The sequence below is a fragment of the Mycobacterium sp. KBS0706 genome (genome assembly GCF_005938675.2).
In the GTDB taxonomy this organism is placed as follows: domain Bacteria; phylum Pseudomonadota; class Alphaproteobacteria; order DSM-16000; family Inquilinaceae; genus Inquilinus.
The window spans coordinates 1-12,177 of record NZ_VCCH02000055.1; the positions used below are offsets into that span (position 1 = coordinate 1).

A 12,177-nucleotide genomic window follows, 5' to 3' on the forward strand; every position below is an offset into this window, starting at 1 on the left:
GATCGAAGGGAGCCGGCACGGCTGGTCGGGATCGTTACGGGGTTGTCGCAATCCTTCGAGGCCGGCCCTGAGGGCACCAAACCCCTCCCCCTGGCCCCCTCCCGCAAGGGGAGGGGGAGGATGAAACTCAGCCCTTCGCCGTCGACGCCCGGTAGATCTCGTCTACGGCCTTCCCCAGCGCGGCGTTGAACTCCGCGTCGCTCATGTCGCGCTTCAACTCCTCGACCAAAGCACGCGAGAAGCTGGCGATCATGCCGGGGTTGGCGGCCAGGCGGCGGCAGGCGTCGGCGCGGGTGTAGCCGCCGGACAGCGCCACCACCCGCTCCACCGCCTTGTGCGCGATCAGCTCGGCATAGAAGCCCGGCTCCTCCGGGATGGTCAGCTTCAGCATCACCCGCCGCCCGGCCGGCAGCTTGTCCAGCCCCTTCAGGATCTCGGCCCGCAGGATCCGCTCGGCCCCGGCCTTGTCCGGGCTCTTGATCAGCACCTCCGGCTCCAGGATCGGCATCAGCCCGTGGGCGGAGACCTGCGCCCCGAACTCGAACTGCTGCGCCACCAGCGCGGCGATGCCGCTCTGCGACGCCAGGTTGGCGACCGACCGCGCCTTGGTGCCGTAGACGCCCAGCGCCTTCGCCCGCTCCAGCAGCGCATCCAGCCCCGGGATCGGCTTCATCAGGCTGACGCCATCGGCCTCGGGGTGCAGCCCCTTGTCGATCTTCAGGAACGGCACCACGCCGCGCTCCTGCCACAGGAAGGTCGGCACCGGCTTGCCCTCGGCCTGCCCGTCCATGGTCTTCTCGAACAGGATCGCGCCGATCACCTTGTCGCCGGTGAAGGCCGGCGCGGTCATGATCCGCACCCGCATCTCATGCATCAGCCGGAACATCTCGTCATCGCCGCTATAGGCGCTGTCCGGGATGCCGTACAGCCGCAGCGCGCCGGGGGTCGACCCGCCGCTCTGGTCCAGCGCGGCGATGAAGCCCGGCTTCTCCGACATCTGCGCCGCCATCGCGTCCTGGGTCATCGTCATCCTCCTGGTTCCGGCCCGGGCGGGAGGCAGCGCCTCGACCGCCGGCCTGTGGGGTGGCCCCCGTTGTGGCATGGCGGCGGCAACCGGCGCAATCCTCGGCCGCCCACGGCCCAAATTCACGACAACTTGTCGTTTATCCAACTGATTCTACCTTGCCGCACCTCGCCGCTCGGCTAGACTGGACCGACCCTGCCCTCGAGGTCCATCATGCCCGCCCGCCTGCCGCTGTCCCGTCGTGCCCTCCTGTCCGGCGTCGGCGCCGCGGCGATGCTGTCGGCGGTGCGCCCGCACGGCGCCTGGGCGCAGGACCCGGTCAAGGGCGGCACCCTGACCGTCGCGGCGGACACCGAGCCGCGCAACCTGAATCCCGCCCTGGTCGCCTCCAATGGTGTCTTCTATGTCGCCAGCAAGGTGATCGAGCCGCTGGCCGAGATGGCCTATGACGGCAAGCTGACCCCGCTCCTGGCCACCGCCTGGCAGGGCAGCGCCGACGGCAAGTCCGTCACCTTCACCCTGCGCGACGGCGTCACCTGGCATGACGGCAAGCCCTTCACCTCGGCCGACGTCGCCTTCTCCGCCATCTGGCTGTGGAGCAAGCGGCAGAATCTCGGCCGGGTCGTGTTCAAGGACCTCGAAGGGGTGGACACGCCGGACGACCGCACCGTCGTCCTGCGCTTTGCCACGCCGATTCCGCTGCAGCTGGTCGAGAACGCGCTGCCCGCCCTCACCGCCGTGGTGCCGAAGCACCTCTACGAGGGCGTCGACATCGAGACCAACCCGCACAACGAGCAGCTGGTCGGCACCGGCCCCTTCCGCTACGGCGAGCACAAGCCGGGCGAATACTACCTGCTGGAGCGGAACCCGAATTACTGGGGCCAGGGCGGCCTGCCGTATCTCGATCGCATCGTCTACCGCGTGCTGCCGGACCGCGGCGCCGTCGTCGCGGCGCATGAGGCGGGCGAGATCCAGCTCTCCGCCTTCTCCGCCGTGCCGCTGGAGGAGCTGGAGCGGCTGAAGGGCATCCCGGACCTCGCGGTGGTGCGCAAGGGCTATGAGGGCATCACCTACCAGCTGACGGTCGAGATCAACCACCGCCGCAAGGAGCTGGCGGATGTCCGCGTGCGCCGCGCCATCGCCCATGCGATCGACCAGAACTATGTCGTCGGCACCATCTTCCGCAGCTATGCGGCGGCCGCCACCGGCCCGGTGCCGAAGACCGGCGTGCCCTTCTACACGCCGGACGTGCCGACCTACCCGTTCGACCCGAAGCGGGCCGAGGCCCTGCTGGACGAGGCCGGCTATCCCCGCAAGGATGGCGGCACCCGCTTCGCCCTGCGCCTCTTACCGGCGCCGTGGTTCGAGCAGACCCGCCAGATGGGCGACTATCTGCGCCAGGCGCTGCAGGCGGTGGGCATCGATGCGACGCTGGTGACCAACGACGCGGCCGGCCACACCAAGGCGGTCTACACCGACCACGCCTTCGACCTGGCGATCGGCTCGCCGGTCTACCGCAACGACCCGGCGATCTCGACCACCATCCTCTACCGCGGCGGCCTGCCGGACGGTGTGCCGTTCTCGAACCAGTACGGCTACAACGACCCGGCGATGAACGACCTGATCGACCGGGCGGCGGTGGAGCTCGACCCGGCGAAGCGCATCGACCTGTACAAGCAGTTCCAGGTGCGCGCCGCCGACCAGCAGCCGCTGATCGTGGCCGCCGAGTTCACCTTCATCACCGTCGCCAGCCGCCGGCTGCACAACATCGCCACCAATCCGCGATGGGCGACCTCGTCCTGGGCGGATACGTGGCTGGAGATTTGAGGCCTCGGTTCCCGCCAGCCTCTCCTACCGTCATCGCGAGCCCCGCAGGGGCGCGGCGATCCAGCGGCACCATCGTCGAGGTTGGCGACTGTCCGGTGTAGTAATACCAGCGATCGCATGAAAAGATCGTCATTGCGAGCGCAGCGAAGCAATCCATCGGGCAGTCCGAGCGGAGGCATGGATTGCTTCGTCGGCTTCGCCTCCTCTTGAAGAAGTTAAAACTTTCTTTCCCTTCGGGGAGCCGCGCAGCGGCGTTGGAGGCTCGCAATGACGGTTCTCTTGCACGAGAGTCCGATCGCGGGCTCGCTGGTATAAGATGTCTCCATCGAACGGAGGCGCCGCATGCCGACCACCCTCTCCAGCCGCGAATTCAACCAGGACCCCAGCCGGGCCAAGAAGCTCGCCGGCAACGGGCCGGTGTTCATCACCGACCGCGGCCGGCCGGCCCATGTGCTGCTGACGATCGAGGACTACCGCAAGCTGGCCGGCGGCGAGCGCAGCATCATCGACATGCTGGCGATGCCGGGCCAGGAGGACATCGAGTTCGGCCCGCCGCGCCTGGACGGCCCGCTGCACCGGCCGGCCGACCTGTCCTGAGGCACCAGGCTAGCCAAAGCGCCTTCGCCAGTTAGTGGGCTTCTCGCTGCAGCCCTTTCCACTGCGTTGCCAGCATCCCATAGCGGATCGCTATGGACTCTTGCTCAATAGCTATTTCTAATTGACGCGTTTTCGTAAGAGGCATTTCGATGGGTATATTTTCATTCCTGTTTGGAGACTCTAAGTCCAAGGCTGCTCCACAGGCTCGCATCAAATGGCGCGAGGGCTCGTTCCCCATGCAGGCCGTGGGAGAGAGTAACTATCAAGAAGCCTTGGTCGCGATCTGTGGCGCCCACACTCGCCATGGTCACGAAGGTGAGTATGACGCATTGATTGAGTGCGAGCCCGCCAATCACCATGACCCCAATGCGATTATGGTGAAAATTCAGGGGCGTAAGGTCGGCTATCTCTCGCGCGAGCAAGCTCAGCGTGTCGGCCAACAGATGCGGGAAGCTGGACTGAAGGCAGCGACCTGCTTGGCGCGAGTGCGTGGCGGCTGGCGCACCAATCAATACGACGAAGGGCACTACGGCGTCAATTTGGCGATACCCAATCTCGGACGGATCGATTTCGGCATTGGTGTGAAAGCACCTGATTAGACATCACTGCTGTAGTGAGTTCTGAAGATTTGAAATTCATGCTGATTGGCTAATGCGATGGATGAGAAGATTGAACCGATACGCCTTGAGGATCACAGCCTGGATGAAGCTATTCGATTAATAGTGGCGGGCGCGCCAATTCATCGCGCCAAAGAGACGGTCTTTCGGCTCGATACAGATGATAAGCGTAAAGCGTTTGCCTTCTACGGACGCAATCGCGACCTGTGGCCGCGGAATCGAACTGTTCAGGCAAAGGAGATTGAGGGACTGCTCACGGCTCTCGAAGCGGAACTGTCGGTGGCTAAGACGCAGATCTCTCGCCCGACCAGGGAGAAATCAGTCTGGCATTTGAAACGCATAGAGGCGCATCGTTTTGGCGGGCTGCACCAACATTTGGGGCCAAGCGGTGAGGACCCGCACAGTCTTGTACTCAATCTTGATAAGGAAATTACGCTAATCGGCGGATTTAACGGCGCCGGAAAAACCGCCCTGTTAAGCGCGGTGATCTGGTGCCTGACCGGTAAGGCTTTGCGCTCGCAGCACATGCCGAATGAGGTGCACGAGCCTATGGTGGTTGAATGGTCAGCCCAAGATGATGAGGCCAGTAGCGAAGAGAGCAGCCGACCTGAGATCGCCGTGCCACCGATCGTTCCTATTCCCTCGGCTGATAATCTCGAAAAGCTAGGCGATCAGCCGAAACTCGATACCTGGGTGACGCTGACGTTCAGGCGCGAAGATACGGGTGAGAGCCATAGCGTTACGCGCAGGCTGCAAGTATCGGGTAAGAAGCTCACAGCACCTGTGGAGGGATTGGACGCGCTCGGGCTATCGGCCCTGGCAATTGAGGTCGGCACGCTCATGCCCGGCGTCGCGGCGCATATGCGCTTCGACGAGAAGACCGACTTCACTCAGGCCGTCTCGCAGCTAACCGGACTGAAACCGCTCGAGGAGCTTGGGCAGCGCTCAAGTCGACTCGTCAACCGTCTGCGAACTGCAGAAAGGCGTGCAACGGAGGAAAAGCGCAATCAAAAATCGAAAGACTTCACAAGTAGGCTGCAGACTCTTGTCGAGAGCTGGGAGGAACATCCTGATCTTGGGACGCCGCCTGGCATTCTGATGCCCGGCGAAAGGGGTGGGGAAGACGAGGCCGACTGTGCCTCCTCCGTTGCTGCCGCGCGGAAACTTTTGCAGGAGCTGCAAAGTGAAATGACGTCCGCGATGGAAGCCATCCTGGGACAGCGGGTGGAACTGGCCACGAAGCAGGATGCGGACAGCATTGTCGCCGCGCTTGATTCGGCTGCTGAGCGTCTCAAGGGTAGTGCTTTGCGGGAGTTGCCGTCGGTCGGAGTGATCCTCTCGCTTTCTGGAGTATCCGAGGAGGACGCGACTGCCGCGTTACGAAGCATCGAGCAAATTCGTACACGGGCACAGGCGCTTTCAAAGCGGCTGGAGGACGAGCGGCAGGCAGCACGCTGGCGTTTGTACGCCCGAGTGGGGGCATGGCATCGAGAGCATCATTCCGGTGGCGATATGGCCAATTGTCCCGTTTGTGGGTCAGATCTCGACAAAGTGCCCGCCGACGCGCTGCTCGACATATCGGTGAAGGCGGCACTTGATCAGTGCCGCGAGGCCGACAGTGATATTGCGAAGACTGTGTCGGAATGGGAGCGCGACGAGGCAGCTGCGTTTCTGAATGTACTGCCCGAAGACCTGCGTGGTTTTGCTGACAAGTTGCTGCCCGACACGTTGTTGGCTCTTGTCGGTAGTGGCTATGTGGGCGAGCTTCTCACGCAAAAGGCATTCGCAGGTCGGCTGCAGCCATTGCAAAAGAATGGGCGGCAAGTTTGGGATATTGCGGTACGCGAAAGCCCGCTGCCCGATGCGCCGGAGCCGGCAGAAAGCGAGCTTCCTTTACTTTTCGCGGGTGGCGAGTTGCAGAAGCGACTTGCCGCCGTCGCTCACGCTTTGAGTTTGCGTGCGCACCGAGCAACTGCTCGCGAGGCTTTAGAATGTCTGATGGCGCGCTACATTGGCACTGTGCCGCTTACCCGAGATCAAGCAGCCACGGAAGGCGAAGAAAAAAGGGTAAAGCCAGAAGAACCGATCGCTTCGCGAGCAGATCGAAGCCATCCGGCGCGCTGTGCAGAACGCTTCTCCCATCCTCTCGCTTGTGCGCCAACTCGCTGATCTCGATCGGGAGCGGCAAGCGTGGGAGGTGGAGGACAAACGGCTGGCGCTGCTCGAACGGGCCGCGGACGCGGTTGAGTCTTTTCTTGAATTCCCCGCTCTAGTTTATGAGCGTGTTTCAGGGCTCATTAAAACCCTTGATCGTGATACTAGCGACTGGTTGAGCAATATCTATCGACCCCACTATCGGGGCGGCCCAAACTATGGTGGGTTTGAGCCAGACGGAGAAAACGGGTTTGGGTTGCGCGCCGGCCTTGGCAGTATGCGCGTGCCAGCGCATCAAGTCATGAATACATCGCTTTTGCGGGCATGCGTCTGGGCTTTCCTCTTCAGTCTCTGGGAACATGTGCGGACTCAGTCGGGTGGGTTGAGCTGTATCCTCCTCGACGATCCGCAGACGCATTTTGATCCGATTAATTGCGAGAACCTTGCGGCCGCGGTGCCTAAGATGCCGGCTCATGGGATGCGCCCGCTGATCGCTTCCAATGACGTTCGCTTTGTGGCTTCTGTGCAGGACAAGCTCCCGTCACGTGCCGCAGATGCGCCTTCGTGGACGGCGCTGCGGCTCGATCCCGTATCTTCGTGTAAGCTGACTGCATCGCTTAGCCCAACCATTGACGAAATTCGAGAAAGGCGTAGTCGATATCTCGAAGACGAGAATGATGCAGCTAAGGCACAGGAGTTTGTGAAGTGTGTCCGCGTTGATATCGAGAACAGGTTGTGGGGTCTTCTTGCGACTGAGTCGCTGATTATGCACTCTCCGACGCTTGGAGATCTCCTCGGTCAGATGCGCCAAGCGAGGAACGCCGGAGAGCGCCCGTTCGAGGAACCGCCATTTGAAAAGCTGCTGACTCATCAGGCTCTTCGGGACGGCGCTCTCTTTTATAGGATTATCAACAAGGCGCATCACCAGCCATCCATGATAACGCCGCAAGATGCTGCCGACGTAAATGAGGTTTACGAAAGTGTGCACAGTCTTCTGCGGAGTTGTGCGGCTTCCTATGCTCGTTTTCTCGGCCGACTTACGCATGAGGAGCGTGATCTTGTGCTGGCGGACGCACCGGCAGCGCCGCAAGAAACACACCTCCCGGTCGTGCCTCTCCCTATGCTCGGCACCTTGGCAGCACGTAGTAGCGCTGACATTCTCGCAATCGGCGGAGACCAGGAATATCTATCTTTGGCATCGCTTGGTTCGGTCGCCTTATACGCCATTCGCAGTCCAACGTTAGGGTCGCTGGCTCTGACCGGACAGGTTGTCATCGTTTCACTTGATCGTGACGCAATCGAAGGCGAGCCGGTTATCGCGCTGTATGGCAACAAGACTTATGCGCGTCGGTTTCACCGGGACAAGAAAGACCTGTCGCGGACAATCCTCGTTGCCGACCGGTCCGGCACAGAGCGCGTGCCGCCAGTGTTGCTCGTCCCAACCGCAGCAATTCGTATTCTGCCAATCATCGGCATTCTTTACGATGCCCAAGATCCTCCTGGCCGCGATGAGGCCGTCGCTGTTGAAACCACTGACATACTCTCGCGCAAGTTGGTCGCGGCCCACATCGTTGAAGATAGCGCTTATCCTGTCATTCGGAACGGCGATGTAGTGTTGATTGAAACGTCAGATGACCTCTCGCCGGCAAAACTGGCAGCATTGGAGGGGCGTATCGTTGCGATAACGGCGCGGAGCAATGGCGAGAGCTTTGGCTATCTGAAGCGCCTGGGGCAATCAATTTCGGATAATATTCGCGTCTTTGAGAACATTGGATTGAACGGGCACGCGATTGGGGTCTCGCTCAACCCCTCAGCCACTCGTCCCGGGATTCCTTTACTCGAGCGGCTTTGGCGCGTTCACGGCGTCCTGAGGCTTGGTTGATGAAGCAAGGCGGGAGCGGTAGGCACTGTCGCCGTGAAGCGCGGTCCACGCGCTCGGCGGTCGAGGGCGCCTGTGCGTCCCTGCACATGGCGGCTGCAAAACCGCGGCCTCCCCTGCTGCCCAGGCACATCCTATCTCGTGCCCATCCCCACCATCGGACACCGGACACATGGGCGCTCCCTCTCCCGATCTCTCCAATCTGTGGCTGGCGCGCGCCTTCAACGCGCAGGATGTCGAGGCGGCGGCCGCCCTCTATCATCCCGAGGCCTCGATCGTGCAGGTCGACGATGTCCATGGCGGCACCACGGTCGCGCGCGGCGCCGACGCGATCCGGGCGACCATGGCCGCCTATATCGATCTCCGGCCCCACATGGATGTCGTCACCCACCACGTCACCGTCGCCGGCGACTTCGCGATGACGCGTTCGCAATGGCGGATCACCGGCCGGGGCCGGGACGGCAGGCCGGTCGAGGTCCACCACCACGGCATGGAGGTGCACCGCAGGGGCGCGGACGGCACCTGGTATTTCTTCATCGACCACCCCTTCGGCGCCGATGCCGCCTGGGCGGTCGACCGCCCGCCGCACACCGACTGACCGGCGCCGGGCCGCGGCCCGGCGGGCCGGGCATCCGCCCCCTTCGCCCCGGCTCTTCCGGTTCGTTCCGGGGCCAGTCCAGAGACGTCAGCGGATGGATTGCGCCGATGTAATTCCCCCGCCAGGGCAAATTCAGCGTCGCGCTCTTATCTTCACCGGTACACGCCGCACCATGCTGCCGGCGATCCGAGACTGGTGGAGTTGCAGATGAAGTCCCCCTTCGAGTCCGAGGGCCGGAGGCCCGGCCTGCGCCGGATGACCGCGGCGCTGCTGGTCGGCACGGCCCTGATCGGCGCGCCGGTCGCGGCGGTCCTGGCCTTCGGTGCCCCGGCCGTGGCACAGAGCCAGCCGCCGGCGACCACCCCCGTCGTCCCGGCCGCCCCGCTCGTCCCGGCGACATCCGGCTCCTTTGCCGGGCTGGCGCACCAGGTGATGCCGGGCGTCGTCAATGTCTCGATCACCGGCCATCAGGGGCCGGCCCAGGTCGCGGATCGCGACGGCGGGCCGCGCGGCAGGCGGGGCGGCCAGGAGATCCACGGCGCCGGCTCCGGCTTCATCATCGATCCGGCCGGCTACATCGTCACCAACAACCATGTGGTGAAGGACGCCGACGAGATCTCGGTCACCCTCAATGACGGCACCGTGCTGCCGGCGAAGGTGGTCGGCACCGACCCGAAGACCGACCTCGCCTTGATCAAGGTCAAGGCCGACAAGCCGCTGGCCGCGGTCGAATGGGGCAACAGCGACGCCGCCCAGGTCGGCGACTGGGTGATGGCGGTCGGCAACCCCTACGGCCTCGGCGGCACCGTCACCGCCGGCATCGTCTCGGCCCGCGGCCGCGACATCAACGCCAACCCGCTGGAAGACTTCCTGCAGATCGACGCGCCGATCAACCCCGGCAACTCCGGTGGCCCCAGCTTCGACGCCGCCGGCAAGGTCATCGGCATCAACAGCGAGATCTACTCGCCCTCGGGCGGGTCGGTCGGCATCGGCTTCGCCATCCCGTCCAACCTCGCCAAATCGGTGATCGCCCAGCTGCGCGAGCATGGCAGCGTCCAGCGCGGCTGGCTCGGCGTCGAGATCCAGGCGCTGACGCCGGAGCTGGCCGAGGCCGCCGGCATCGACACCGCGAAGGGCGCCCTCGTCGCCGAGGTGCAGAAGAACAGCCCGGCGCTGAAGGCCGGCCTGCGCCAGGGCGACGTGATCGTGTCGTTCGACGGCAAGCCGGTCGCGGAGTCGAAGGACCTGCCGCGGCTGGTGGCGGAGACCGCATCCGGCACGTCCGTCCCGGTCGAGGTGCTGCGCGACGGCAAGTCGAAGACCCTCTCGGTCGACATCGCCCTGCAGCCGAAAGCCGACAAGGCGGAGAGCTGAGGACGACGGCCGGCCGGCCATCCGCCCGCCGGTCGGCCGCCGCTCAACGAAATGTTCAGTTGCGCCGGCGCGGCATCTTGTTCATGATATGTTCCATGGACACGGCGCAATCCGACTCCGAGGAGACCCGGCCGACCGATTCCGACCTCCGCTGGGCGGATTGGGCGCTGCAGACGCTGCGCGAGGCGGTTGAGCTCGACATGCGCTGCAAGCGGCTGACCGAGCGGCAGCAGCAGTCGGCGAGCGTGTCGGGGCCGAAGGAGCCGCCGGATTTCGGGCTGACCCAGTCGCGCCTCACCCGGTCGATACGGCTGTCGATCGCCATGATCGAGCGGATTCGCGCCGAGTACCTGATGCGCAAGACGGAGCGGGTGAAGTCGGGCGAGCAGGAGCGCCGCCGGAAGCGGCGGGAATGGGCGTTCGAGACGGCGATCAAGGCGATGGCGACGCCGGCGGATGGCGAGGGCGCCGAGCATCTGCGCTCCGTGGTGTGGGAGAAGCTGGTCGAGGACGAGACCCTGGAGGCGCAGATCGACGCGATGTCGCCCGCGGAATTCGTGCAGGCGATCTGCCGCAAGATCGGCCGCCCGCCGCCCTCGATCCCGCTGCCACAGTGCTGGGACGACGTCGACGAAGCGGCGGATGTCGAGCCGGCGGAGACCGCCGAGGCCGCCGATTGCGAATCGGCGGACGATTGGTCCGACGAGCCGGATGAGGCCGGTCGGCCTTCGCCGGAGCCTTCGAAGCCGGACAGCAGCTAAGCGCGGCCCGTCGTCCAGTGCCCTCTCACGACAGCTCAGATTGTTTTTGCCTCTCTCGCGTGTGGGAGAGGCCGGAGGCGCTTGCGCCTTCGGGCGAGGGGAGGGCGTCGGGTCCGGGGCCAGCCCTCGTCACGCTGCGCGAGCCCGACCTCTCCCGCAAGCGGGAGGGGCAACGAAACGGTCCGAACCGGCCAGACCGTAGACAGACAAGGCGGCAGCGCACCCCCCACAACCCCGTGGCATCCCGGACTCCGCGCGGTAAGCTGCCGCTCCCGCGGATCCCGGAGCCGCCCGATGAAACCGCTCCTCGTCCGGCGCCTGGTTCAGGCGGTGCCGGTGCTGCTGATCGTCGTCTGCCTGGCCTTCCTGCTGCTGCGGCTGGCGCCGGGCGACGCCGTCGATGCGCTGGTGGTCGAGATGGGCGGCGGCGACCCCGGGCTGATCGCCCGGCTGCGCGCCGAATACGGGCTCGACCAGCCCTGGCCGGTGCAGCTCGGCCTCTACCTCGCCCATGTCGTCCGGCTCGACCTCGGCTGGTCGGTCGGCTTCTCCCGCCCCGTGCTCGGCCTGGTGCTGGAGCGGGCGGGCAACACCGCGCTGCTGATGGCCGCCGCCCTGTCGCTGGCGCTCTCCGCCGGCACCCTGCTCGGCGTCGCCGCGGCCCAGAGCCGGATCCGGGGCCGCGGCTGGCTCGACACGCTGGTCACCGGCTTCGGCCTGCTGCTCTACGCCATGCCCGGCTTCTGGATCGGGCTGATGCTGATCGTCGCCTTCGCCGTCAAGCTGCGCTGGCTGCCGCTGGCCGGCATCGCCACCGTGCCCAGCTTCGACACCGGCTGGGCCTATGCCGCCGACGTCGCCCGCCACCTGGTGCTGCCGACCGTGGCGCTGTCGCTGATGTATGTCGCCGTGTACCTGCGGCTGATGCGCGCCGGCATGCTGGAGGTGGCGGACAGCGACTTCGTCCGCACCGCCCGGGCCAAGGGCCTGCCGCCCGGCCGCATCACCTGGCGCCATGTGGTGCGCAACGCGCTCCTGCCCATGGTCACGGTGTTCGGCGTCCATTTCGGCATGCTGCTCGGCGGCAGCGTGGTGATCGAGAGCGTCTTCGCCATCCCCGGCCTCGGCCGCCTGGCCTATGAGGCGGTGACAAGGCGCGACCTCAACCTGCTGCTCGGCATCATCCTGGCCAGCGCGGTGATGGTGATCCTGGTCAACCTCGCCGTCGACCTGCTCTACGCCCGGCTGGACCCGCGGCTGCGAGGGGCGCGATGATGGCCGGCAGCTCGTATCTCTCCAGCCCGCTCGGATTGCCTCTCCCGCCTGGCGGGAGAGGCAATCCGAGC

The 12,177-nt window shown here is 64.9% G+C and carries 10 protein-coding genes; 9 read left to right on the top strand and 1 reads right to left on the bottom strand.

Going from position 1 to position 12,177, the window contains the following annotated elements; all coding sequences use genetic code 11:
- Positions 1–127 precede the first annotated feature (127 nt).
- Positions 128–1,024 carry a fructose bisphosphate aldolase gene (locus tag FFK22_RS25930; RefSeq protein ID WP_138890830.1) on the bottom strand — a complete coding sequence of 299 codons (897 nt, stop codon included), beginning with the start codon at positions 1,022–1,024 and terminating at the stop codon, positions 128–130.
- 213 nt (positions 1,025–1,237) lie between these two features.
- Here FFK22_RS25930 and FFK22_RS25935 point away from each other — a divergent pair, with 213 nt between their 5' ends.
- The 9 genes from FFK22_RS25935 (at position 1,238) to FFK22_RS25975 (ending at position 12,106) form a co-directional block, all read left to right on the top strand.
- The gene (locus FFK22_RS25935; protein WP_138890831.1) at positions 1,238–2,851 is read left to right on the top strand and encodes an ABC transporter substrate-binding protein; all 1,614 of its coding nucleotides are present in this window, start codon (positions 1,238–1,240) and stop codon (positions 2,849–2,851) included.
- 342 nt (positions 2,852–3,193) lie between these two features.
- Positions 3,194–3,448: a type II toxin-antitoxin system Phd/YefM family antitoxin gene (locus FFK22_RS25940; protein WP_138890832.1), complete on the top strand. Its 255-nt coding sequence runs from the start codon at positions 3,194–3,196 to the stop codon at positions 3,446–3,448.
- A gap of 149 nt (positions 3,449–3,597) precedes the next feature.
- A complete protein-coding gene (locus FFK22_RS25945; RefSeq protein WP_138890833.1) occupies positions 3,598–4,047 on the top strand; it encodes an HIRAN domain-containing protein in 450 nt (149 codons plus the stop codon).
- Positions 4,048–4,104: 57 nt separating this feature from the next.
- Entirely contained in the window at positions 4,105–6,234 is a 2,130-nt protein-coding gene (locus FFK22_RS25950) for an ATP-binding protein (RefSeq protein WP_138890834.1), read from the top strand.
- Between the two features lie 28 nt (positions 6,235–6,262).
- Complete coding sequence (locus FFK22_RS25955) at positions 6,263–8,101, top strand: S24 family peptidase (protein ID WP_138890835.1); 1,839 nt, start codon at positions 6,263–6,265, stop codon at positions 8,099–8,101.
- 169 nt (positions 8,102–8,270) lie between these two features.
- A complete protein-coding gene (locus FFK22_RS25960; RefSeq protein WP_138890836.1) occupies positions 8,271–8,696 on the top strand; it encodes a nuclear transport factor 2 family protein in 426 nt (141 codons plus the stop codon).
- A gap of 207 nt (positions 8,697–8,903) precedes the next feature.
- Positions 8,904–10,070, top strand: coding sequence for a trypsin-like peptidase domain-containing protein (locus FFK22_RS25965; RefSeq protein ID WP_138890837.1), 1,167 nt, complete (start codon positions 8,904–8,906; stop codon positions 10,068–10,070).
- A gap of 95 nt (positions 10,071–10,165) precedes the next feature.
- Positions 10,166–10,831, top strand: a complete 666-nt coding sequence (locus tag FFK22_RS25970) for a hypothetical protein (RefSeq protein ID WP_138890838.1) — start codon at positions 10,166–10,168, stop codon at positions 10,829–10,831.
- A 294-nt stretch (positions 10,832–11,125) separates the two neighbouring features.
- Positions 11,126–12,106 (top strand): ABC transporter permease, encoded by a 981-nt coding sequence (locus FFK22_RS25975; RefSeq protein ID WP_138890839.1) that lies wholly within the window; start codon positions 11,126–11,128, stop codon positions 12,104–12,106.
- Positions 12,107–12,177 lie beyond the last annotated feature (71 nt).

Coding starts and splice junctions, on each gene's coding strand:
- FFK22_RS25975 (WP_138890839.1), top strand. CDS start 11,126: ATGAAACCGCTCCTCGTCCGGCGCCTGGTTCAGGCGGTGCCGGTGCTG.
- FFK22_RS25930 (WP_138890830.1), bottom strand. CDS start 1,024: ATGACCCAGGACGCGATGGCGGCGCAGATGTCGGAGAAGCCGGGCTTC.
- FFK22_RS25965 (WP_138890837.1), top strand. CDS start 8,904: ATGAAGTCCCCCTTCGAGTCCGAGGGCCGGAGGCCCGGCCTGCGCCGG.
- FFK22_RS25940 (WP_138890832.1), top strand. CDS start 3,194: ATGCCGACCACCCTCTCCAGCCGCGAATTCAACCAGGACCCCAGCCGG.
- FFK22_RS25950 (WP_138890834.1), top strand. CDS start 4,105: ATGGATGAGAAGATTGAACCGATACGCCTTGAGGATCACAGCCTGGAT.
- FFK22_RS25970 (WP_138890838.1), top strand. CDS start 10,166: ATGGACACGGCGCAATCCGACTCCGAGGAGACCCGGCCGACCGATTCC.
- FFK22_RS25945 (WP_138890833.1), top strand. CDS start 3,598: ATGGGTATATTTTCATTCCTGTTTGGAGACTCTAAGTCCAAGGCTGCT.
- FFK22_RS25960 (WP_138890836.1), top strand. CDS start 8,271: ATGGGCGCTCCCTCTCCCGATCTCTCCAATCTGTGGCTGGCGCGCGCC.
- FFK22_RS25935 (WP_138890831.1), top strand. CDS start 1,238: ATGCCCGCCCGCCTGCCGCTGTCCCGTCGTGCCCTCCTGTCCGGCGTC.